Here is a 24,152-nt window from a genome sequence, read left to right on the forward strand (position 1 = left end):
GCACTTCATTTTTCGGTTGACTAAGCCATCCGCTGCGTCCTAATTCGCCGGCTTGATGTCGAAGAAGTCGATTTCTCCGTATCCTTCGCCTTTTGAAAAACGTATCGTGTTTACGCCGGCCTTTAACTGAACCCGCGCCGTGGACAAGCCCCATTTCTCCCACCCTTTATTCGTAATATGGAATTTGTCGGCCGTTCCGGCATTCACGCTGAGCATAAGATGGGACCAATTCCCTCCGGCCGTTCCGTTTGCCGTGCGGGCCAGCAAAATGTAGTCGCCTGCGGACGGGGCATGCACCGAAAATTCCACGTAACTCTCCGGCGTATCGATATGCCCTGCTTTCATACCTCCCGAGCCGTTAGGGCTTTGGGATGCATAGGCGACGCCGCCGAACGTTCCCTCCTCGCCTTCATATCGGGTGTGCGCCGCTTCGCCGGAAGGCAGCGCTATCGGAGCATTCGGATTCGCCGGCACGCCGAGGTTCGGAGTATGGTCGGCGTGCCATGTGAATTTCTGCGCTCGGACCTCACGGTTCCATCCCGCGTTGTTATATTTGGCGACATGGTAAAGCATCCAGTCTTCCGTTCCGTCGGGTGACTTGGTAAACGAATGGTGGCCCGGGCCGTACAGCCCGTTGCCGGACTTGAAGATAGGCTGGCTGCGTTTGGTCCATGAAGCCGGATCCAGCAAATCGCTGGTTGTGCTTGCCGTGATCAGGCCGAGGCAATAATCATTGGTCCAGCTTCCGCTTGCCGAGTACACCAGGCTGATGACGCCGCCGCGTACAATCACCTGGGGTCCTTCGTTTACATGCGGGGAATGATTCGTTTCCCAGCTGTGCGTAGGCCTCGCAATTTCGACGCGGCTTGAATCAATCGTCCAAGGGTTGCTCATATGGGCGATGTACAGATTCTGCCGCACATTGGTGTCCCCTTCCCAGCCGGACCAGATAAAATACAGCTGACCGTTAACCTGCAGCACCGTGCCGTCAATCGCCCATTTGTTTGTCGGGTCCGTTATCTGGCCTTTGTACTGCCAGGTTCCCTGCGTCGGGTCCGCCGACGTGTTCTCCATGACATACATACGGTGGTTGACGTTATCCCCGTCATCCTTGGCATAGTAGATGTACCAGGCGCCATTGATGTAATGCAATTCGGGAGCCCAGATCCCGCAGCAGCCCGTTTCCACGACCCTCGTCGGAGCCGCGTCCACCGTGGTAAGTTGGGCGGACTTCCATATCGTCACGTTGCCTCCGGTCGTTTTCGTGAAGTAGTAAAAGCCGTCCGTGTGTTTATACACCCAAGGATCCGCTCCATCCTGCATGACCACGTTGTAAAAGTTGTTCTGAAGCGTGGCCGCATGCGTCGCCTGACCCATCGGAAGAATAAGAAATGCGCATATCGTGAGCAATAATTTATTCCGGTAATTCACCTTCATCCTTTCGTCACGTTCCTTTCGGATAATGTGCAATCATACACCAAACATGGTACAAGCCTACTTCAAGATACCGGTCATAATGGCCCTTAATCCTCTATTGCGGCTTTGCGGGCGTTAATGCGGCGGATCACTTCAGGATCGAATTTCGATCGTCTGTCATAGGTGTACAATCCGTTCACTTCCTGCTCCACGTCGTACAATTGGGTATAACAGAACCCGAACATCATGGGATGGTCCAGCAGCACGTTCGTTAAGCCCGCATAACGCTCCAGAAACGCTTCCTCGGATGTCGGTCTGTCGCCGTACCCCCAAGACTTCTCGTCTTTCTGATCCGGATTCCACCAAATGCCGCCGTATTCGCTGATAAAATAAGGCTGGCCGCCATACTGCTGCCGATTCGGGAAGCTGTTGTATACCTCTCCACCGTTCTTCATCGGCTCATATCGCTGCTTGAACGTTTCGGGATTTTGGTCATAATCGTGGATATCGAAAATATCGGTCACCACATGGAAGTTGCCGCTCGTATCAATCACGGGGCGCGTCGGGTCCATTTTCTTCGTGACCTCGTATACAATGCGCAGCACATCGTTATTTTGCTTGGCGCCGTCCCGGTCCCACGTCTCGTTGAACGGGCACCAGCCGATGAGGGCCGGATGATTGAAATCGCGTTCCATGCCTTCGAGCCATTCCGGCAGGAAATGGGACAATCCCTCGGAAGTGGTAATGTCCAGCCCCCAATTCGCATGTTCCCCCCATACCAGATACCCTAACCGGTCCGCCCAATACAGAAAGCGCGGTTCGAATATCTTCTCGTGAAGCCTGGCGCCGTTAAAGCCCAGTCCCATGGAAATTTCGATGTCTTTGCGGAGATCCTCATCGCTTGGAGCCGTATAGACTCCATCCGGATAGAAGCCTTGGTCCAGCACAAGGCGCTGAAATACGGATTTGCCGTTGATGCGGAAAGCCATGCCGTCCAGCATGACGGTTCGGAGGCCGAAATATGATTGGACAGTATCGCTCGCCTGGCCATCTCCTTGCAGTGATAATTCCAGATCGTACAGCCTGGCCTGACCCGTTTCCCACAAATGGACCTCCGACAGTGGAATGGTGAGTTTGACGGACGGCCCGGATACGACAGCACTTGCATTCCCTACCGCATTCCCCTCATACAAGGCGGATGCGGTCAGTTTATGGCCTGCTGCGTTCCCGTCGATTTTAATCTCGAGGTGGGCACAGCCATTATCCGGGTCACCCACCAGCTTCATGTCGGACATATAAGCCTGCGGCACTTGCTCCAGCCATACCGTTTGCCAAATCCCCGTCGTACGGGTGTAATCGCAGCCATGCGAATAGAAGCGTCCGCTTTGCTTTCCGCGCGGCTGGCGTCCGGAACGGACATCGTCTTCCGCGCAGACGGTAACGATATTCCCGCCCGGCTTCACATGCGATGTGATATCAAAACTGAAAGGCGTATATCCCCCGCGATGCGTTCCTACGGATACTCCGTTTACCCAGACTTCGGTTTCATAATCCACCGCCCCGAAGTGAAGCAGAATTCTGCCATTCCAATCCTTGGGGACCTCGAACTCACGCTTATACCAGACCGCTGCCATGAAATCCTTATACTCAACGCCGGACAGCTTGCTTTCGGGACAGAATGGAACGGTGATCGTTCCGGACAGCTCATGTCCAGGTTCATGGAGTCCGCGCTCCTTCCCGCTCCGGCCATGGTCGATTTCGAATTGCCATGAACCGTTCAGATTGATCCATTGCGGCCTTACCCATTGCGGGCGAGGGTATTCGGGACGCGGTAGTGTTAATTGAGTCATGTCGAACTCCTTTTTATTATGTTTAATTGGGCTTTAGCCCCGGCTTTCCTTGACGTACAGCCGGCTGGTCTCTTCCCAGATTTCGTTCGGCTCGAGACTGAAGCACCCGATTTCTTCGGAAAGCATATCCATATTGGGGGCATTGACCAGGTTGATCTGCGGCTCAGGGCAAAAGAATCCCTCGGTCGCTTGGTTGTTCCAGATCATCCATTGCTTGTAGGAAGTGCCCACGTCATAAACCAGAGTGACCTTCCCGGCCTCATCGGTAAGCTCCATCCGGTTCCTTCCGTTCTGGGGCACGGCGGTATAGTGATTGTCCATGCTTTCGAAGAACGGATAAACGCCTGCGCCTTGCATGGCCCGTTCATTCGCGGACAGTTCCTGATGGGAGCCAGTGGGGAGCATTCGCCCATCCAGCTCCCATCGCTTCCCGACGGTCAGCTTTAAGCGGTAATCCCGGGCGTCGCCCCCCTCGGCAAACGGCGCGTTAACGGATGTATGAAACGCCAGCAAACACGGCATGGCTTCCGTGCCCATATTGGTGATCAATACCCGCTGAGACAATCCCTGATCGCTTAAGCCGTAGCGAAGCTGAATGCGGAACCGGAACGGAAAGTGTTCGAATATCGGATGCTGTTCATCCACGCGGACGGACACGGTCACATAAGCTTCCTGCCCGGTATGCCCGTATTCGTCCACCTCCCATGGAATGTTGTACAGAAATCCATGCAGGTGATGTCCCGTCGCCTCTTCATTGACCGGAAGCTGAAGAATTTTGCCGTTCCACCGGAACCGGCCATCTTGATACCGGTTCGGGGGAAACAACACCGGAATGCCGTGAATCATCGGCCTTGCTTTGAATGCCGGCATTTCCTCCGGCGTCGGCTCATGCAGAAACCGGTAGCCCTTTTCGATGTCCCGAAACGCTATCAAATTACCGCCGATATCCGGGAGCATGACCGCTTCATAAGCTCCTGCCCGCAGAAACACGGCTTTCTCGTTATGGTATACGCCTTCATAGGCATTCGTCCCGCCCATTTTATGTGCCTCCTATTGTCCCGTCATGATTTTGCGAATGGTTTCGAGCGGCGCCTTCGGCTTACGGTCATACGTAAGCAGGCCGTTGATTTCCTGCTCGACGTCCGTCAGCTGCGTGTAGCAGTATCCCTGGATCACCGGGGAAGAGAACATCGGATCCACCACGGCTTTGAGCCGGATCAGATAATCCTCCTCGTTCTCGGCTCCGGAATACCCCCAGCCCTCCCATTCGCTCTTCTTGAAGGCAATGCCGCCAAACTCCGATACGAGAATGGGTTGGCCGTCATAGGAAGCGCCGCCGACGAATATTCTTCGGTTCGCCGGCATGGCTTCCACCGCGGACGCGGCTGTTGCATACCGTTCTTCCAGCACTTCCTGGCGGCTCTCATAATCGTGAATGGTGACCAAGTCCGTGGTCATATGCTCCCATCCGTCGTTATATACAACCGGTCTGCTATCGTCTAACGACTTCGTTAGATGGTACATGGCGAGCCCATGCTGCTGCTGGCGCTTATCCATCTGCACATTGGGAACACCCCAGCTTTCATTCAGCGGGACCCAGGTGATGATGCAAGGATGGTTATAATCCCGCTCGATGATCTCCTGCCATTCCGCCGTGAAACGGCGAACATACGACTCGGAATATTCGTAAGCGTTGGCCGCCTCGCTCCATAACAGCAGGCCGAGCTTGTCGCACCAGTACAGGAATCTGGGGTCCTCCGTTTTCTGATGCTTTCTCACGCCGTTGAATCCCATTTCCTTCGCCAGCTCCACGTCGCGCTTCAAAGCCTCATCCGACGGCGCCGTCAGGATTCCCTCGGGAAAATAACCTTGATCCAGCACCAGCCGCTGGAAATACGGGCGATTATTCAGGCACAGTTTGCCGTTCTCGATCGATACCTTCCGCATCCCGAAATAGCTGGATACCTGGTCAACGACGTCTCCATCCTGAACAAGGCGGAATTCGATGGTATATAAATTCGGATGCTCCGGACTCCACAGGCGTCCCAGGCCATGGTCCGTAAAATCGCTGAGGCCGATGGTCCGCAGCTGCTCCGCGCTGCGAATGGCATATTGATCTTCGGCAACACACTCGCCCTGATAGGATACGGTGATCTGCAGCTTGAGATCCTCCGTCGCCTTGTAGCCTTCAAGGAAGGTCCGGATGCGAATTTCGTTGCGGTCGATATCAGGCGTCATCATCGTTTTGCCCAAGTGTACCGGGGATACCGGCTCCAACCACACGCTTTGCCAGATGCCGGTCGTACGGGTGTAGAAGATGCTTGCCGAGTGCTCAAGCCAGTATTGTTTGCCTCGCGGCAGGGTGACGTCGCGGCTGAAATCTTCCGCCCGCAGCACGAGCGTGTTGCTTCCTTTCACGAGCGAAGCCGTAATGTCGGCCTGGAATGGCGTATGCCCGCCTTCATGCATGGCTACCAAGTGCCCGTTTACCCATACTTTGGCCAAATAATCCACGGCGCCGAAATGAAGCACGATCCTCTTTCCGTTCCAGTCCTGCGGAATTTCGAACGTTCTGCGGTACCACACGATATCATGAAAGGAAGGGTCGTCGATGCCGCTCAGCTTGCTTTGAAACGTAAAGGGAACGTTGATCTTCCTCGTAAAGGAAGCCTGCGCTTCCGAATGATACCACCCTGCATCCTCGCCGATGGCTTCATCGTCAAAACTGAAATCCCATTCTCCATTGAGGGTTAACCACTCTTGGCGCTGAAACTGGGGTCTCGGATATTCGCTGCGAACCGTTTGTGCCTTGCTAACTTCTGTCGTCAAGATGCTGCTCACTCCTAATGATTCAGTCTCTCTATCTGCTTGTTTGAACGCCTAGCCTTTGATCGAACCGACATAAACGCCTTTCACGAAATACTTTTGCAGGAACGGATACACCAACAATATAGGCACCGTCGAAACCACGATCGCGCAATATTTAACCAGCTCCCGGAACGCGGTCGAACTCTGGGCGCTGTTAATGACGACACCGCCCGCGCTGCCGATCGTGGTGGCCGTTGAATCGTTGGCGACCAGGATTTCCTTCATTAACAGCTGTAACGGGAACAATTCCCTATCCTTCAGCAGGACCATCGCGTTAAACCAGGAGTTCCAATTCCCGACCAAATAGTACAGGAAGATTACGGCCAGCGTCGCCTTCGACAGCGGCAGGATCACCGTGATCAGGATGTTGGCCTGGCTTGCGCCGTCGATCAGTGCCGCTTCTTCCAGCTCTCTCGGAATCGATTGGAATCCGGTCCTTAGAATGATGATGTTCCATGTGCTTAAAGCGGTCGGAAGAATCATGGCCCACAAATTGTTGTACAAGCCGATGTCCTTCATTAACAGGAACCAGGGAATCAGCCCTCCGCCAAAGAACATCGTGATCGTAATCATGACCATGATGTAATTCTTGAAATACAAGTCCCGCCTGGACAGCACGTAAGCGCCCAATATCGTCATGACCATATTGACCAAGGTGCCCAGTCCAACGTAAATGATCGTATTCATATATCCCCTGAGCAGGCTGTTGTCCTTAAAGACCAGCTTGTAACCGTCGAGCGTGAATCCCAGCGGTTTGAACAATACCCCTCGATGAGCCACCAAAGCGCCGGGATCGCTGACGGAGGCGAACAAGATATGCAATATGGGATAAAAGCACACCAACGTTAAAGCGGTTAACAGCGTATAGTTCGTAAAGTCGAATACGCGGTCCCCGATGCTTTTATGCTTCCTGCTTCGTTTCACTTTGAGTTGCTTGATTTCCTCCATAACCTTCCCTCTCTCTTACCATAAGCTGGATTCAGATCTGCGCTTCACGATGGTATTCGTCATCCATAACAGCCCGAAATTGACGATGGAGCTTACTAAGCCGACGGCAGTGGAATAACTCAGGCTCGCTTCCCTCAAGCCCCTTCGGTAAACATAGGAAGCGATGACATCCGCCGTATCGTAGATCAAAGGATTGTAGAGCAGGATGATTTTCTCGTAGCCGGAAGCCATCAATCCGCCGATCGCAAAGATAAACAGAATGATGATGACCGGGCTGATCTGAGGCAGCGTAATGTACCACATTTTTTTCACCCTGCCGACCCCGTCGATATCGGCCGCTTCATATAACGAAGGATCGATGGAGCTCATCGCAGCCAGGTAAATGATGCTATCCCAGCCGATGCTCTGCCAGATTCCGGAAAAGGTATAAATCGGCCGGAACAAATTGGAGTATCCGAGAAGGGACGAATAGTCTTTACCCGTTATGAAGGAAAGCAGCTGCGTAACGACTCCCTCATTGGACGTAAAGATGTGAATGATCCCGCACACGACCACCAGTGAAATAAAATGCGGCATGTACGTGATGGTTTGCACGGTCCGCTTGAACTTGGAAGAACGGACTTCATTCAGCAGCAAGGCCAGGATGATCGGTGCCGTAAATCCAAAGACGATTCCCCATACATTCAGCAGGAGCGTATTCTTGACGACCCTCCAAAAATAGGGTCCTGAGAAAAAATCGATGAAATGCTTGAAGCCCACCCAATCGCTGTCCGCGAAGCCCAGCAAAGGCTTGAAATCCTTGAATGCGATCATGACGCCCCACATCGGCCCGTAGCAGAAGATCAAGAACCACGCCACGACGGGAAGGGCCATCAGATAAACGAACCAGTTCTTTTTCAGGTCCTTTTGAATCAAGCGCTTGGTGTTCTTAGGCTCCGAGGGTGTCCGGACATGGTCTATTCCCCTGTTTTTTCGTAAAATCTCCATGAATCAACCACCTGTTCTTATTATGAAAACTATCGTTGGTTATACCGATCCAAGGCTGCCTGATGGAGACTCAAAAATTCGTCCAGCCCCATGCTTTGCGCTTCCTTCAAAAATTTATCGTAAGCATCGACCGGCAATTCGCCCATGATGATCTTCGCGAAATATTCTCCGCGCAGCGTGGACAACTGGTTCCCAAGCTCGGCTTCACGCGAGGCCTCTTCCTTCGTAAACGTGATCGGCGGCATCGCCATGCTGGTGTCCATGTTCTCCGTCCAGTCCTGGCGAATATCTCCGGAATAGCTGCCTTTCGCCGTGATCAACGGATTGGCATTGTGCTCGTCGCGGATATTCGGCCAACTATGCCAGCGGTATTTCCAAAGCGTGACGTCTACCGGCTGACCGTCCGGATCATTGTACATATAACTGTTTTCCGGATAATAAGGCATTCCTTGCTCATCCACCAAGTGCACGGTGCCGTACTCCCCGAAGTTGATCAGCTCCCAGCCTTTCTTGGAATAGTTGAAATCCAGCCATGCCATAGCGGCTTCGACATTTTTGCTCTGGGTAGTGATGGCTGCACTGGTTCCGGTTCTTTTGAAGTTTTTGTAGGTGGTCGCGGATTTGTCCCCTTCATTCAGAACAGGATTCAGCGCCCCCACGAAATCAATGTCGTTCTGCACTTTCCAATAACTCCACATTGTATCCGGGGAATCCATCATCACGGCCGTATCGTCGGAAATCGCGCTGGCCATCCGTTGATTGAAATCGGCGGTAGCCCAGTCCCGATTCAGCAGGCCTTCCTTGTTCCACTTTTGCATCGTTGCGAGATATTCCTTGGCTTTCGGCTGTGCCGGCCCCCAAGCGGCCTTGCCGTTCTCGTCCATGAAGGTCCAATCCCAGACGCCATATGCGCCATTAATAATACCGGTAAAAATTTGGCCGTACGTCGAGCCGTAATTCAGCGGCGCCTTATATCCGACTTCTTTGCTTTTTTTCAGGAACTCATACCATTCGTCTATCGTGTTCGGGACTGGAAGTCCCGTCTTATCCAGCGCCTCCTGCTTGATCAGCATGCCGAACCAGGTCCATTCGGAATACGGCGCGATGCCGTAGAAGCCCAGCAGCCTGCCGTCGTCGGTCACGGTCGTTTTTCTTCTCGTTTCGTCCGAATTCCGCCATGCCGTATAATTCGGAGCGTGCTTTTCCATCAGGTCGGTGAGATCGAGGTAAGCGCCATCGTTGACCCCTGCTTCGAAGCCTCCCGGATAACGGCCCGGGTCAATAATGATGTCCGGCAGCTCGCCGGAGGAGATCATCAAGGTAAATGCATCGGCTTCCTGTCCGACCGGCGGCGTAATGAAGTTTACTTTGATGCCGGTGAGCTTCTCCACCTGCTTCTGAACCAAGTGATTATTCATATCCGGGATGTTGGAGTTGGCAGGCATCCAAACATCCAGCACCACATCGCCCTTGACCGGATATGCGGAATAATCGCTTGGAATGACTTCGTCAAATACATCTCCGAGGTATGTATCATTCAGCGTGCCGTTGACCTCATCGATTTGCTCCTGCGTCGGTGCTTTATTTCCGCGTATATCACCGCTGATATCCTCGAACGTCACCTCATTCTTCTCTACTTCTTCCTCTTGGGTTACGGTGTTGTCAGGCTTGTCATTTGCCTTGCCGCTGCAAGCGGTTACCGTCGAAATAATCAGGATGGATATGAATAACAAAGTGAAAAAACGCTTCATCGTTCCGTTCATGCTTAACCTCCCATGATATGAATAATTGCGAGCACCCCGCCGCTGCGCTCTAGAGGATCCATATGCCGTCGTTATTCAGGGGGCGTCCGGTTTTAAGGCTTTTATCTGTCTTTTTTAATCCTTCGAAGCTAGTGTCTCCTTGTGTCAAGGCATCTTCATGTCTTTGAAAGCCTTTGTCTCTTCTAATTGGCAAAATCCCGTTTCTGCTCCATCAGCTTCGCTTCATGTTCAACGCTTCATGTCTTTTCAGGCTGATGCATGACAAGGGTCATTCGCGGTCTAAGCACCTCCGCCCTGACACGATCCTCTTCATCATGGCCATTGGATATGGCTCCCCTTTCACATGTGAAATTGATGAGATTGACAGCTGTTGCACATCCATTTAATACAATTATTCTGTATCTTTAACCGAAGTATAAGCATACAACCTCATTCTGTCAACGCTTTCATACACAATTTTCGTAACTAAATTTGTGAATTATCCAAAAAAATATTTTGATAATGAGAATAACGGGAATAATGAGATGCACAAAAACTCCTTTTGAATTAAGGGGTTTTCATGAAATTCCGTTATTTTCATATATTTTCGCGGTTCTCGCCATACATGTGCATCTCTTCGTAATAAACCCCCATTCATTACAGATATATTGTAATAAATGGGGGTTTATATAGATCAAATACTATGGTTATTCGCTTACACCAGCCTGGTTACCACTCGCTCTCAACCATGTTTACACTGCGATCCCTTGCATGTTCGGGAGGTTGTGAATCCGCATACATTATTCTCCGGACGGTTTGGCCAAGGCATCCGACTCGCCGGCCGGCACGCCGAAATCCGGAGTTCCATCCGGCTTCCAGCCGAATTTCTGGATGCGGGTCGACCGCAAGGCCGTCTCGACGCCAGGCGCGGGCAGCGCATGGTAAACGATCCAATCCTCCTTGCCATCCGGCGATTGCGTGAAGCTATTGTGACCGGTCGCGTACACTCCGTTTTCCACGCTTTTGCAAAATACGGGCTGCATCGATTTGGTCCAGGATTCCGGATCCATCGGATCCCCGTTTTCTTCCATCGTGAGCATGCCCAGCGAATAATCCTCCGACCAAGTGGTGCTGGCCGAGTACACCATAAAGATGCGGCCGTTCCGCCGAAGAATGACCGGTCCTTCGTTAATCGCCATTCCGCCTTGTTTTTCCCAGGACAGGGTCGGAGCCGTGATCAATACATGGTCCCCCGTCAATGTCCAAGGGTTCGACATGCGCATGATGTAGATCGCGGACCCGTAATCCGGGAAATGGCCATATCCGGCATACAGGAAATAATGCTGGTTGCCTGCGGTCATGACCGTGCCGTCCAAGCCGGGGACGGGGGTCGGCAGCGCGCCTTTCCAAGCCCATTGTCCCTCCATCGGATCAGCCTCGGCGTTCTCCAGCACGCATATTTGGCGGGACTCATCCCCTCCTCCGTCATTCGCCGTGAAATAGATGTACCATTTGTTGTCCAAACGATGAATTTCCGGCGCCCATAGGTTATGGCTGTACCTTCCCCCGGGTTCCGGAGTCCAGATCGTTTTCTTCCGTCCTTCCGCAAGGCCGGTTAAGGTTGCGGATTGCGTCAGTTCCAGATGATCGCGTTTCGTCGACATAAAGTAATAATAGCCGTCCGTATGCTTCCATACCCAAGGATCGGCTGCCTGCTCTACGATCGGATTGTTGAATGTTGGTCCATTCACCATCTTCGAATCCCCCTTATCCCTAGACATTCCTGGTTTTGATCAACACTACGGCAATTCAACCCTTGACTCCCTTGAGCTCCCCACACCTCCCGCAAAAAGTTAAACCCAATCTTACTGATGTCTTTCAGCCTTGTCTATACGCAAATTTACGAGGTTTATCGCGTTAGATTATGTGACATCGGGAAGTGGGAGAAATATGAATGGGGAGCATCTAAGCATCTATAGCCATCTTGGAAACAGCCGCGGTATTTCGATCTGTTTGATGGAAATTCGGGAGGTGCTGCACAATCAAAAAAGCTGACCCTAAAGGATCAGCTTTATCTTTTTCTTGATATCGATCTCGCCAAACGAAACCCGAGATCCTCAATCCGAAACGTCGGGTGGCTGCGGCGGCGGCACGTCGCTCCGCAGCCTCTGGCTTCTTCGGCCCAGCTCCCTCCGCGGAATACTCTGTAGGAGCCGTATACGTTCGGATCGTAAAGATCCCAGCACCACTCCCATACGTTTCCGAGCATATCGTAAAGCCCCCACGCATTCGGCCGCTTTTTGCCCACCTCATGCAGGACGCCTCCGGAATTCCCTTCATACCAAGCGATGTCGTCAAGCTCTCCGTAACGGTAGCCAAGACTCCCGGCTTTGCACGCGTATTGCCATTCCGCTTCCGTGGGAAGGCGGTATCCGTCTGCCTCCTTGTCACAAACGACGGATTCACCGTCATCCGTTACCGAATAACATTCGTTCAGGCCTTCGCGCCGAGATAACATATTACAAAAGAGAATCGCTTCATGCCATGATATATTCACGACTGGGGACTCCAACAAATCATCGCATCCGGATGTCTTTGGCATGATTGAGAAATATAACGCCTTCGTTACAGGAACCGATGCAAGCTGAAATGCAGGCACTTCCACCGTCCACGAGGACTTTATACGGTCGTCCCTTAATTGAACTGCGCCTGCTGGAATGTTCACCATTGAAACCCCTTTTGGATCAAACCCAGATACCGGCAACGATCTTCCTCCCGTATTCGCTACTTAGTTATTCCATTTGCTTAAACGTTCGATCCCCTCTTGTTCACTGGGCAAGAAAAAGAAATCATGGCCCTTATTGCATTCGTAAATAAAATCTTGAAGGCTTTGGCTTGGATAAACCGAAAAGTCTCCAATGATCGCAATTTTCACCTGATAATTGATAAACTTCTGGAGAATGTCGCCTGCAAGCCGAGTCTTCAAATCGAAGAAAGACTCGCTTATCAACGATTGATCCATCACAATGCGGCGGCTGTCCGTTTCATAGTGCACGGTGGCCATGAGATCCAAGGCCGACTGGACATCCTTAATCAATACCTCGCTGCCGCTAACGACAGCAATCGTTCCTCCATCGGTTTCAACTTTCGCGATATTCATCAAACTCCTCCTCTTTTGATAAGTCTTCTTACATAATCCTCACATATGTACCGGTTATCCTCGTCCTTGTCGGGCGGAACCTTCGCTACTCTAAAGAAGCTCAGGCCAATAACCATCGCCATCAGGCCATAGGCGGCACTGTTGGAATCTTCAACCGACATCTGCCCCGTCCGGTTACCGTATTCCATAATCTTGGCGATGCCTTGGAGATCGCGTTCGTAGCTCTTGGATGCAACTTCCTGCAAATGACGGTCCAGCATGGCCTTTGAAAAAAACTGCACAAAGAGCTTGCCTTGATCCTCATAGGGGATAAACATCTTATCGACTCCGTCAAGCTGCGAAACATTCAGCTTCTGATCCGTGTCCTCGCTGTACGGAGGGAGCATATGCTGCAGGACAACCTCCATCATTTCCTCCGCTGACATGGCAGGCTCAATGCCTGATTCGATCTTTAGCCCATAGTAGGCTAGGAACGACTTGAAGGCTTCGGTCGTCAAATGATCCTTATTCTTGAAATAATAAGTGACCACTCCCTTGGAGCAGTTCGCATACTCGGCAACCTTATCCAGCGTCATCCCTTCAATTCCATGCAAGCTGATGCAGGTTAACGTGGCGTTAATGACGTCTGCCCTGCGCTTTTGTTCCATTCCCAATTTGGGCATCGCTTCTCACCTGACATCTTGATTTTATTTATACTGAACAGTCGGAATAAAAAAAGTGTACACAATGTTGATTCACGCTGTCAATGAACATTTATTTGGCTGGCTGCATGGGGCAAAACCTGAGCTTCTCCTACGATCTCTCGCCAGCTGCTGTATCAATCAAAGCAATAACATTCTGGTTGAAGGATATTACGCACGAGGCGGAACGCCCGCATCTTTTTAGAGAGGAGCATCTGTAGAGAGCCTGTATAGCTATTGTAGAGAATTTGTAGAGCATGCTTTGTTATTCTGATATCCGCTTGTCAAAATATGTCCTTCCATGTCAAGAAGGCAGCCTTGGTGCAGGTTCGCTTGAGATGAAGGTACAGGACATCAACAAAATACAAAAAGAAGGAGGATGATCATTTTCATGAAAAAATCCGGAAAATTCGGATCCTTGTTTATGGTGATCTGTATGCTCGTTGCCACGTTTCAGCCTTTGACGGCACCGGCCTCTGCGGCGGCGGCACCCGAGGACAAATGGGTCACCTATAAACTTGATAATTTCAGCAATTCCAAGCAAGTCGATTTATTCTCGCTGAACGGCCAAGCCAAAGTGATGCAAGACAGTAAAGGACGCGATATCCTGCGTCTGACCGAGGCACAAGGAAACCAGTTCGGTACGGCTTTTAACAAAAAACTGATCGCCGCGGGCAACAACTATTCCTTCAGCACTTTTTTCAAGTTCCGCTTGAACGGAGACAATCGTACCAACTCTCCTGCCGACGGCATTACCTTCACCATTCAGGCTCAATCCAACAGTGCGGGCGAAGTCGGTGTGGGCATTGGTTACGGCGGGATCAAACCCAGCTTTGCGGTGAAGTATGATACATACAAGAACCCGAGCCCGGTTAACGATCCATCCGCTAACTACATCGGACTTGCAAAAAACGGTAGTGTGAACAATACCAATCCGGATTGGTATACAACGAACCTCAACGGCATTACGCTGTCTGGAGGAGAGGATCTATACTCCTGGATCGACTACGACGGACAGACCAAGGTTGTTAAGGTTTACCTGAGCAAGGATGCTGTACGTCCGACAACTCCCGTTCTGGAAACAAGCAACATTGATCTGGACGAAATCTTTGCCGGATATCCCGGCGTTTATGCGGGATTCACCTCCGCCACCGGCGGCTCGATGGAAACCCACGATATTCTCGGATGGTATTTCACGAACGAATTCGAGCCGATCGATACGGCAAATACAGGCTATGTCTACAAACAAGCTCCAACCGATGTCAGAATTGAAGTCGTTCCAACCTCTGAGCCTGGAAAGTATGAAGTGATAGGAACCGCGCTTGATGTAAACGGCGATCCCGTGGAGGGAGCCCCGATTACCTTCTATTCCGAGGAAGGAGTATGGACTTCTCCATCCCAATCGACTAATAGCCAGGGACAAGCTACGGCCATTCTGGATTTTGGCGATAATCCTCCATCGGGAGAGATAAAGGTTGTGACGGTAGGTGGAGCTTACGCTACGGTACCGAAGGCTCCGGTCCTTTCATCAGGTAATACACCTGCAACAGCTAATGAGCTGTCGTGGAACACTGTAACAGGAGCTACTTATTATAGTCTTTATAAGGACGGTGTCCTGCTCGACACGAATATTCAGGTTCCCTCGTATACCTTAACGGGGGCAGATCTGGATGAGATCTCACAATACACTGTAACTGCAGTTATATCTGGACCGGCCGGTACGATCGAGACCCTTCCATCTAATCCAGTTACTTTAGGGCTCTACTTTGATCTGCCAGAATACAAACTCAATACGAGTCCTCTTGCACAAAACTACACGCATCCTACGGTGGTTACGTCTGTTTATGAGACCGGTAGTAGAGACGTTACCCTGGAGGTAACGGAGTTTACCGTTAAAAATCCACTCGTAGCTACGATAAGTGAAGACGGTTTACTGACGGCAATAGGTGCGGGCACCACCGTAATCGAGGCCGTATATAACGGTAAGACCACTCAATCCATTGTTAAAGTAAGCATCGATGCTCCGGCGTTAACGACTGGGCAAGTGAATGCGACCAATGCCGAATTATTGTGGAACGCCGTCCCTGGCGCTCAAACGTACAATATCTATGATGCCAACGGACAGCTGATCGCCGACGGAGTGACAGGCACTAGCTATGTGTTGTCCGGCCTGAAGCCGGAAACGAAGCAAAGCTATGTCGTCAAAGCCGTCAGCAACGGCATTGAATCCCCTGCTTCGCCGCCCGTGGAAGTAACCACGCCGGCCTCCGGCCTGCGCGATCTGTTGATCGATCCGGCAAGCGTCACGCTGCAAACCGGTGATCAGCATACGCCTAAGGTAACGGCGGTTTCCTTGGATGAAAGCATTCAGGATGTAACAGGCAAAGCCACATATACATCTTCCGATGATAAGGTGGCCACGGTCGATGCCAATGGCGTCATTACCGCCGTAGCACCAGGCACGGCCATCATCACGGCTACGCATGACGGAAAATCCGTCACGCAAACCGTCCATGTTCATGATCAGGCATTATCTTACAACCTGGATGTAACGGTGACCCCTGAAGGCGTATTGGCTGACGGGAAGTCTCCGGTCACGGTTACCGCTAAGGCAACCGATTCCAAGGGCAACCCGGTTCCTGGAGTACCCGTGGTCATCACATATGATTCCGGTAAAACTAAGACGGTGACCACCAATGAAGAAGGGATTGCCGTATGGACATACGAACCTGCGGTTTTAACGGACACGACGCCGTTATACGACATCGTGGTCGCAGAAATACAAGATCCTGCCACAGGCACAAACGTTCAAGCAAGCAAGGGCGTACATTACTTCCCTGCCGCCATTGACGGCATCGTTGTGGATCAAATCACCGGCAAACCGGTAGCAGGCGCAAAAATTACCGTGGAATCCGATTTCAACAACGACGGAATACCTGATTTCTCGGCTGAGGTTACGACCGGCGAGGACGGCTCATACCAGATTCCGGTTCCGCGCGGAAACTATACCTACGAGCTGAATATCGAAACTCCGGTTCAAATCGGAGGGCGTGACGTCACGCTGACGCAAACCAAAGAGGTTACGATCGGCACTGTACAACCTGGCCAAACGATCAAACCTTCGAACCTGCTGAGAGGTCAATTATTCGTTGCTTCCGCCAGCGGAGCATCCAACCCTGATACCATCGGGGATGTCCTCGGCAGCGGAAAAGCCGTTGCACTGCTTCAAGGCTTGAACGGCAGCAGCTTTAAGCAGCCGCTCAACGTAGCCAATGACGGAACGTTCTCGCTGGATCAAGTCCCGCCGGGGAAATACCAAATATCCTACCAGCTTGAACTGGCGGACGGTACGGTATTGGCAGGTCCCGCTTCCATCTTGGACGTGGATATGACCCAAGACGGACAAACCGCGATCGTATATTCCCTGATAGATCCTTACGGCATCATCACGGATGCATCGACAGGAAAAGTGATTAGCGGCGCAGACGTTCAATTGTATTGGGCTGACACTGAGCTGAACCGTCAGAAAGGACGGGTGCCGAATACACTCGTATCCTTGCCTGCACTGGCTGGGTTTGCGCCTAACCAAAATGCCAATCCGCAAATTTCCGACGCGGCTGGCGAATATGCATGGATGGTATATCCGGAAGGCGATTATTACATCGTCGCGAAACGAAGCGGCTATTACACTTATGACACTCGGGTTTCCAAACCGAATGCCCCGGCCGTTAACGGTTCCGACAGTTATATCAAAGACGGGATCATCCATGTGGGACAGAGCATTATCGCATTTGACTTTGCTATGCAGCCAGTGCCGTCATCAGGTAATGGCGGGGATTCTTCTGGGTCTTCTTCCCCATCACCGCAGCCGCAGGGCGATGTGACATTGAACCTGTCCACGGACAAGAAGCAAGTCCAAGAAGGCACGCAGTCGACCATTACCGTCGATTACGCTAACCGTACCAACGCGGCATTACGTGATGCATCGGTTCAAGTCACCCTTCCTGAAGGCGCCGAAGTCGTGAATGCTCACGGCGGAAAGGTTGATGGCAGAACCGTAACCTGGAATGTGGCTCATCTCCCTGCCGGAAGCACCGGCAGCTTCAAACTGGACATCAAGTGGGGATTGATTGCAGCCAAAGAGATTCAATATGAAATCATCGGACAGCTTACGGCAGGTAGCAGCAAAAAATCCAATAGCGTCCATGTTCAAGTATTCTCTGACCGGTTCGGCGATCTCCAGCATCAGCGTTATATTCTCGGGTTCCCTAACGGTAAATTCCAACCGTCCAATACCTTGACCCGGGCCGAGCTCGCTGCAATCGTTGCTCGTCTTTCGGAGAAAACCACAGGCAACGCGAACTCAAGCTTTAACGATATTCGAAAAGGACATTGGGCGACCGATTACATTCGAATCGCGGTATCCCAAGGATACTTCAACGGTTACGCAGACCATACGTTCCGTCCGGATGCACCAGTCACTCGCGGAGAACTGGCTGCGGTGCTGGCCCGTTTCCTGGACTTGGACACATCGGCTTCCGTAAATCGCCATTTTACGGACATCGAAGGAAGCTGGGCTGCCGAATCCATTGAGGCATTATATCGCAACAATTTGCTGTCCGGTTATCCTGGAAACACGTTCCGGCCTAACAACCGCATAACGCGTGTCGAAGCCGTCACGTTGATCAACAAAGCGTTATACCGTGGACCTTTGACGGGATTGGAGCCGCTCTTCCCTGATGTAGCAGAAACCCACTGGGGCTTCGGCGATGTTCAGGAAGCAACGGTTTCTCACCAGTCCACTCGTAATTCAGACGGCGTTGAGGTTTGGGTTTCCACGCTTAAGGATAACGTGAAGTAATACTCTCCCTCATAGGGAGGATGCTGTCGATCATCGAAGCATCCAACCGCTCACCCCCGGTCTTATTCCAGACCGGGGGTTTTCCTTGTTCCAGATACATGTAGGCATGCATTCAGCCAACTTAAAAATAGCGACAGGGTTATCCAGGGGGATTTTCCTTATCTTCCCTATGCTTAAATCCGACCCGTGCTATAATGGATTCACTATTTAAAGCATATGGAACAGGGGCGACTTTTTCATGCAATCTCCTAAAACGGTACTGATTATTGAAGATGAGCGGGATATCTCGCGCATTGTGAACGATTATTTGCGTGTCCAGGGATTCAGCACGTTCATCACGGAGAATGCGAGGGACGGATTGCAGGGAGTCCGTAACCGGCAGCCGGATTTTATCATTCTTGATTTGACGCTGCCAGACGCTGACGGAATTGAAGTATGCCGTGAGCTTCGTACATTGACTTCTGCGCCCATACTTATTTTAAGCGCTCGCAGCAGCGACACGGACAAAGTGCTTGCCTTGGGTTTCGGCGCCGATGATTATATGACCAAGCCCTTCTCGCTCAGTGAGCTGGTCGCCCGGGTTCAGGCGCATTTGCGCAGAATGGCCGACCCGAAACTCCAGGCAACAACACAGCTGCTGTTGCGATACGGCACGTTATCGATTGATAAAGGCGCCCGCAAGGTCATGGCCGGACAGCGGGAAATTGCTTTATCCGCGAAGGAATTCGACCTGCTCTATTTTCTCGCATCCAACCCGAACCAAGTGTTTACCAAAACGCAGCTGCTGGATCAGGTGTGGGGGTACTCCGCCTATGTCGAGGATAATACGATCACGGTCTACGTTCGGCGGCTCCGCGAGAAGCTGGAACGCAGCGGAATCAAATCCGCTTATATCACGACGGTTTGGGGCGTCGGTTATAAATTCGACCCCGATGAAACGGAGTAGCATTTTTATGCACTGGAAACCATGGTATGCAAGAAGGCTCTGGACGGCTTGCCTGTCTCTTCTTGTAATTTTGCTGTCCGTCATTTGGCTCGCTTGGCCCTCGAACCAGCCTGCTTCGTCCTCTATCGTCAACCACATTCGCTTGCAGACCAATACGATCGTCCATACGTTGGAGAACGCGTTTGCCGAACTGCTCCCTCCCGATGCTCCGATTCGCGAGAAATTAACCGGCTGGAGTCAAGAAACACGGATCGGCCTTAAGGTCGTGCTCCCTGACGGAACGATGATATATGACAGCGATGATTCATCGGTACGCCGTATTCATCCTCGCTTTGAACTGGACTATACGCTGCGTATGTCCGACGGCGACCCGCCCGATTACCACCTGGCATTTCCGCTGCTGGATGCCGGAACCAACGCCTTCGCAGGCTATGCGCAGTTTACGGTCCCTGCATCTGCAGCGACCGCGGCCATCCCTTCTTCCGGCTTGCTTCTCGTTGTGCCATGGACCTTGCTTTCCTTGGCACTCCTGACGCTGCTTTATGTACTCTTCTCCACCGGACGCCGGGTGCAGCGGGATCTGGTTGAGCCTGTTGCCGGGCTCAAGCCCTATGCGGAAGCCATCCTGAAGGGCGATTACGAGCAGCGCGCCGAATGGACAAGCAATAACGAGGTCGGCGAACTCTATGCCGTATTTGATCTCATGCGTGAAGAAATTCGCAATTTACATATGCAGCAAGCCTCGCACAGCCAGTCGCACAAGGAACTCATTTCCAATCTGTCCCATGATTTAAAAACCCCGCTGGCGACCATCAAAGCCTACATCGATGCGATTCGTGAAGGCATCTGCCCCGATCTGCCGAGTGTGATGGCTTACCTGGAGGTGGTGCATGCCAATACAAGCAAGATGGCTGTGCTTGTAGACGATTTGCTGCTGCACGCGCTGCGTGATCTGGACCAAATTGCGGTGCGTCCGCTGGAACAGTACAGTTCTTCGACGATTGAACCTGTGTTGCGAACCATGGCGCACTACATACGTACGATGGGGGTGCGCTGCGTGGAGCCTTCTTCCATTCCGAACGTGCTTGTTATCATCGATGCTGTGCGTTTCGAGCAGGTCATCGCCAATCTCGTCACGAATGCCCTGAAGCATACCCAACCCGGGGATACGATTACGCTCGCCGTTGAGGAGTTGGCCGAATCATCCAGTTTGCGGATCATAATTTCCGATACGGGCAGCGGTATTTCCCCGCAGGACATGCCCTTTATTTTTGAACGGTATTACCAAGGCAGTGTCCCGGACCGCAAGAAACTGGCCGAGCGGCAAGGGGTTGGACTCGGTTTGTCGATTTGCAAATATATTATGGAAGCGCATGGCGGCACGATCACGTTTCACAGCAAGCAGCAGCAGGGAACGACCTTCTGCTTGACTCTGCCGCTAAGCTGACCCCTGTCATACTTTATTAATAATTTGATAAGGAATGCGCAAGAATCGTCCTCTATAATTTGGAAGCACGAGAAGAGAGGAGACCCTGTCATGCCTACAACCAAAACCATCATCCTGCAAGCTTCCAACTTATGCAAAACCTATACCACCGGCAAGGAGCAGTATCATGCCGTGCGCAATGTCGATCTGTCGATATATGCCGGCGACTTTACTGTGATCATGGGAGATTCCGGGTCGGGAAAGTCGACCTTGCTTTACTTGCTTAGCGGACTCGACGCCGTGACTGCCGGTGAAGTCCACCTTCAGGGACAGCGCCTCGATCAGCTTTCGGCTAAGGAGCTTGCGCGTTTTCGAGCAGATCAGATCGGTTTTATCTATCAAAACAGCAACCTCGTGCCGGATTTGACGCTGTTCGATAACGTCGCTCTTCCTGGTTATATCGCCAATCGGGACAAAGAAGCCGTAAAACAAAGGGCCAACGACCTGATGACAAGCCTGCATCTCGAAAAACAAGGCACCCGGCTGCCTTCCCAGGTGTCCGGAGGCCAGCAGCAGCGGGCCGCCATCGCCAGGGCGCTCATCAACAATCCGGATATGATTTTTGCCGATGAACCCACCGGCAGCCTCAACTACGAACAAGGTGTTACGGTGCTCGATATCCTGAGCCGGATGAATGCGGAAGGCCAATCGATTGTCATGGTCACGCACGATATGAAGGCGGCCTGCCGCGGCAATCGCCTGATCTACATTCGCGATGGCAAGATCGGCGGCACGCTGGATATGGGACCCTACGTCCCGGAGTTAGCCTCCGAGCGGGAAGCAATGATCTTTGCTTATGTCACCGGGAGGAGGTAGTCCAAGATGCGTGCCATATTGACGCTGTGCTGGGGGAACATTCGCAAACGAAAATTGCAAAACGCGCTGATCGCATTGCTCATTGCGCTATCTGCTCTATTAGTCGGCACCGCTTTCACGGTCTTGATGAATACGGAAAACGTATTCGAAGAGCGCCATGCGGCTGCTCAAGGTGCCCATGAAATCATAAATATGACCCGCGGGCTGCATGATGAACGCATGGTTGCCGATTGGTGGTCAACCCAGGAGGGGGTGACCGCCTCCAGCCTTATTCCTTACAAGCCTTGGACCGGCTTGGTCTATAACGGGCAAGAACTGCCCAATCTTTATCTGTATATGATCGATACGCCTCCGATGCCGCATGGGGTCAATCATCCGCTCCCCGGCGCCGGACCGGCTCAACTGACCGTTCCGGAAGCCGGAACCGTCTGGGTGCCCACCTCGCTCGCCTACAAATACGACATGGAAGTCGGCGATGAATTGGTGTTCACCGCCGGGGCTGCCCCGGTACAATTCACGATCGGCGCTATCGTTATTGACCTGTCACATGGCGGCCCCTTCACCACCACTGCCCGCATCTGGATGAACGAAGCGGACTACCTTTCGACCATGGGCGGCTTGTCCACGCCGGAGCAGTACCTGGTGTCGCTTCGCTATGCGCATCCCGAACAAAGCGGGGAGTACTGGCAGCGCTTTGAGGAGGCGCTCGGATCGCCGTTTTTGGAAGAACGCGTTTCGTTTGCCGAGCTGTCCGCCTTTTACTTTATCATGAACAAAGTGATCGGCTTCGTCATGAGTTTCCTCGGACTGGTCATGATTGCTGTCGCCTTGCTTACGATCGGCTTTACGATCACGGACACGATCCTGGCCAATTACCGCACGATCGGCATTCTCAAATCCATCGGCATGACCTCCGAACGCATCATCGTCACCTATATGCTGCAGTACGGCTTGATTACCGTTATCGCCTTGATCCCTGCCCTGATCGGCAGTCGACTGCTGTCGGATATCATCATTAAGAATTCCTTATCCTTCCTCAAATCCGAGGCGGCGCCAGTGTCCGTGCAGGCGCTGGGGGTCGCAATCTGGACCGGCATCGGCATGCTGATCATCATCCTCTTGTGCGTTGTCCTCTATGCAGCCAAAACGCGCCATATCGAGCCGATTCAGGCGATCCGCTATGGCATGTCGGAGTCTTCGCATACCCATGCCCATGGACATGGAACCGGCACAAGGCTGCTGGACCGATGGTCCGTACCCGCCGTCATCGGATGGAAGCATGTGACCGGCAACAAAAAAGGGGCGGCGCTGGTCTTTCTATTGATGAGCATTACCGCGGCGGTGCTCGTCTTTGGCACCCTGCTGGTAACGAGCGTCTATCGCATCAGCGAAACCTCGGCCCAGTGGGGCTACGACGATGCGGATATCGCCATCATGGTGATCAACGCTGACGGAATGGATCGTACAGAATTGCAATCTTATATCGAGAAGGATCCCCGGGTCCTCAGCCTGAACTGGTCCGGCTCGGCTATTGGAGTTGTTGCGCAAGCAGATGGCACTCAACCGACGTTCAGCCTCCCGCTGACCGTGGTGGAAGGCAGCATGGACGAGATGGGATTGGCCTCGCTGACAGGCCGGAACCCCGTGCTGCCTAACGAAATCACGATCGGAGTCAACATTGCACGCAAATTGAATAAAGATATTGGCGATGCCGTTACGATCTACATCGAAGGAAAACCGCATCAGCTGCTGATCACCGGCACGTTTCAGTCCATTTCCAACCTGTCGAATATCGCTCGGATCACATCGGACCTTGTCGGGCACATCAATCCGGACGCCGGGTTTGTTCAACTTCGGAACCAAGCGGATAGCGATGAGTTCGTGCGACAGCTGAATCAACGCTATGGTCCGGTGATCCAGGCCCTCAAGCAGGAAGTGCTCCTGGATTCCGTATTCAAGGAGGCCACGGCCGTGCTGCTCATTCCGATGAGTTTGCTGGCCCTTCTGTTCCTCACCGTCACTTGCCTGATCGTCTATAGTACTTGCCGCCTGCATATTCGCAAGGAAACGAAAACTTACGGCATTTACGCTTCGCTCGGCCTGACGGCATCAGACATCCGCCGCGCGTTGACAAGCGGCATTGCCGGAGTGGCTGCCCTCGGTACGCTGGTTGGCATGGTATGCGGAGTCTACGCGCTGCCAGCCGTACTGCGCGGCTTGCTGTCTGCCTACGGCATCGTCAAGGTGCCGCTGGTCATGGAGTGGCCGCTGGCGATTGTCCTGACACTGATCGCTCTTGCCATTGCCGTCAGCGGCTGCTGGTTGGCTTCGCGAGCCCTTGACCGCACCTCCTTGCGAGTGCTGGTGACGGATTCTTGAGGAAAGTCAACGA

Annotated in this window: 16 protein-coding genes; 5 read left to right on the forward strand and 11 right to left on the reverse strand. The window is 52.3% G+C overall.

What is annotated here, in order from left to right:
• Positions 1–39: 39 nt before the first annotated feature.
• From P0X86_RS24460 to P0X86_RS24510, 11 genes are all read right to left on the reverse strand, one after another.
• Entirely contained in the window at positions 40–1,437 is a 1,398-nt protein-coding gene (locus P0X86_RS24460; protein ID WP_277746690.1) for a family 43 glycosylhydrolase, read from the reverse strand.
• Between the two features lie 86 nt (positions 1,438–1,523).
• Entirely contained in the window at positions 1,524–3,266 is a 1,743-nt protein-coding gene (locus P0X86_RS24465) for a glycoside hydrolase family 2 protein (protein WP_277746691.1), read from the reverse strand.
• A 33-nt stretch (positions 3,267–3,299) separates the two neighbouring features.
• The gene (locus P0X86_RS24470; protein ID WP_213579478.1) at positions 3,300–4,304 is read right to left on the reverse strand and encodes an aldose 1-epimerase; all 1,005 of its coding nucleotides are present in this window, start codon (positions 4,302–4,304) and stop codon (positions 3,300–3,302) included.
• Between the two features lie 12 nt (positions 4,305–4,316).
• On the reverse strand, positions 4,317–6,095 hold the full coding sequence (locus P0X86_RS24475; protein ID WP_277746692.1) for a glycoside hydrolase family 2 protein: 1,779 nt from the start codon (positions 6,093–6,095) through the stop codon (positions 4,317–4,319).
• Between the two features lie 51 nt (positions 6,096–6,146).
• Complete coding sequence (locus P0X86_RS24480) at positions 6,147–7,082, reverse strand: carbohydrate ABC transporter permease (protein ID WP_277746693.1); 936 nt, start codon at positions 7,080–7,082, stop codon at positions 6,147–6,149.
• 15 nt (positions 7,083–7,097) lie between these two features.
• Positions 7,098–8,069, reverse strand: coding sequence for an ABC transporter permease (locus P0X86_RS24485; RefSeq protein WP_090909282.1), 972 nt, complete (start codon positions 8,067–8,069; stop codon positions 7,098–7,100).
• 29 nt (positions 8,070–8,098) lie between these two features.
• A complete protein-coding gene (locus P0X86_RS24490; protein WP_277746694.1) occupies positions 8,099–9,832 on the reverse strand; it encodes an extracellular solute-binding protein in 1,734 nt (577 codons plus the stop codon).
• Positions 9,833–10,611: 779 nt separating this feature from the next.
• Complete coding sequence (locus P0X86_RS24495; protein WP_277746695.1) at positions 10,612–11,565, reverse strand: glycoside hydrolase family 43 protein; 954 nt, start codon at positions 11,563–11,565, stop codon at positions 10,612–10,614.
• Between the two features lie 317 nt (positions 11,566–11,882).
• Positions 11,883–12,539 (reverse strand): formylglycine-generating enzyme family protein, encoded by a 657-nt coding sequence (locus P0X86_RS24500; RefSeq protein WP_277749090.1) that lies wholly within the window; start codon positions 12,537–12,539, stop codon positions 11,883–11,885.
• A 60-nt stretch (positions 12,540–12,599) separates the two neighbouring features.
• Positions 12,600–12,971, reverse strand: coding sequence for a DUF4180 domain-containing protein (locus P0X86_RS24505; protein WP_277746696.1), 372 nt, complete (start codon positions 12,969–12,971; stop codon positions 12,600–12,602).
• Entirely contained in the window at positions 12,971–13,633 is a 663-nt protein-coding gene (locus P0X86_RS24510) for a TetR/AcrR family transcriptional regulator (RefSeq protein WP_277746697.1), read from the reverse strand. Before P0X86_RS24510 ends, P0X86_RS24505 begins: the two co-directional genes overlap by 1 nt.
• Positions 13,634–14,042: 409 nt before the next feature.
• Between P0X86_RS24510 and P0X86_RS24515 the strand changes: the two genes are divergently transcribed.
• From P0X86_RS24515 to P0X86_RS24535, 5 genes are all read left to right on the forward strand, one after another.
• Positions 14,043–18,512: an S-layer homology domain-containing protein gene (locus P0X86_RS24515; protein WP_277746698.1), complete on the forward strand. Its 4,470-nt coding sequence runs from the start codon at positions 14,043–14,045 to the stop codon at positions 18,510–18,512.
• Between the two features lie 238 nt (positions 18,513–18,750).
• Positions 18,751–19,458 (forward strand): response regulator transcription factor, encoded by a 708-nt coding sequence (locus P0X86_RS24520; protein ID WP_277746699.1) that lies wholly within the window; start codon positions 18,751–18,753, stop codon positions 19,456–19,458.
• A gap of 7 nt (positions 19,459–19,465) precedes the next feature.
• Complete coding sequence (locus P0X86_RS24525; RefSeq protein ID WP_277746700.1) at positions 19,466–20,905, forward strand: HAMP domain-containing sensor histidine kinase; 1,440 nt, start codon at positions 19,466–19,468, stop codon at positions 20,903–20,905.
• Positions 20,906–20,995: 90 nt separating this feature from the next.
• Positions 20,996–21,760, forward strand: a complete 765-nt coding sequence (locus P0X86_RS24530; RefSeq protein WP_277746701.1) for an ABC transporter ATP-binding protein — start codon at positions 20,996–20,998, stop codon at positions 21,758–21,760.
• Between the two features lie 6 nt (positions 21,761–21,766).
• Positions 21,767–24,139 carry an ABC transporter permease gene (locus tag P0X86_RS24535; RefSeq protein ID WP_213579485.1) on the forward strand — a complete coding sequence of 791 codons (2,373 nt, stop codon included), beginning with the start codon at positions 21,767–21,769 and terminating at the stop codon, positions 24,137–24,139.
• The last annotated feature ends 13 nt before the right edge of the window (positions 24,140–24,152 follow it).

Origin of the sequence: Paenibacillus sp. BR1-192, assembly GCF_029542445.1 — a bacterium.
Taxonomy (GTDB): Bacteria; Bacillota; Bacilli; order Paenibacillales; family Paenibacillaceae; genus Paenibacillus_AQ; species Paenibacillus_AQ lautus_A.

Bases quoted from the DNA above. Each gene is read 5' to 3' on its own strand.
- P0X86_RS24470 (WP_213579478.1), bottom strand. From the start codon at position 4,304: ATGGGCGGGACGAATGCCTATGAAGGCGTATACCATAACGAGAAAGCC.
- P0X86_RS24510 (WP_277746697.1), bottom strand. From the start codon at position 13,633: ATGCCCAAATTGGGAATGGAACAAAAGCGCAGGGCAGACGTCATTAAC.
- P0X86_RS24500 (WP_277749090.1), bottom strand. From the start codon at position 12,539: ATGGTGAACATTCCAGCAGGCGCAGTTCAATTAAGGGACGACCGTATA.
- P0X86_RS24495 (WP_277746695.1), bottom strand. From the start codon at position 11,565: ATGGTGAATGGACCAACATTCAACAATCCGATCGTAGAGCAGGCAGCC.
- P0X86_RS24490 (WP_277746694.1), bottom strand. From the start codon at position 9,832: ATGAACGGAACGATGAAGCGTTTTTTCACTTTGTTATTCATATCCATC.
- P0X86_RS24530 (WP_277746701.1), top strand. From the start codon at position 20,996: ATGCCTACAACCAAAACCATCATCCTGCAAGCTTCCAACTTATGCAAA.
- P0X86_RS24525 (WP_277746700.1), top strand. From the start codon at position 19,466: ATGCACTGGAAACCATGGTATGCAAGAAGGCTCTGGACGGCTTGCCTG.
- P0X86_RS24515 (WP_277746698.1), top strand. From the start codon at position 14,043: ATGAAAAAATCCGGAAAATTCGGATCCTTGTTTATGGTGATCTGTATG.
- P0X86_RS24535 (WP_213579485.1), top strand. From the start codon at position 21,767: ATGCGTGCCATATTGACGCTGTGCTGGGGGAACATTCGCAAACGAAAA.
- P0X86_RS24465 (WP_277746691.1), bottom strand. From the start codon at position 3,266: ATGACTCAATTAACACTACCGCGTCCCGAATACCCTCGCCCGCAATGG.
- P0X86_RS24505 (WP_277746696.1), bottom strand. From the start codon at position 12,971: ATGAATATCGCGAAAGTTGAAACCGATGGAGGAACGATTGCTGTCGTT.
- P0X86_RS24485 (WP_090909282.1), bottom strand. From the start codon at position 8,069: ATGGAGATTTTACGAAAAAACAGGGGAATAGACCATGTCCGGACACCC.
- P0X86_RS24520 (WP_277746699.1), top strand. From the start codon at position 18,751: ATGCAATCTCCTAAAACGGTACTGATTATTGAAGATGAGCGGGATATC.
- P0X86_RS24460 (WP_277746690.1), bottom strand. From the start codon at position 1,437: ATGAAGGTGAATTACCGGAATAAATTATTGCTCACGATATGCGCATTT.
- P0X86_RS24480 (WP_277746693.1), bottom strand. From the start codon at position 7,082: ATGGAGGAAATCAAGCAACTCAAAGTGAAACGAAGCAGGAAGCATAAA.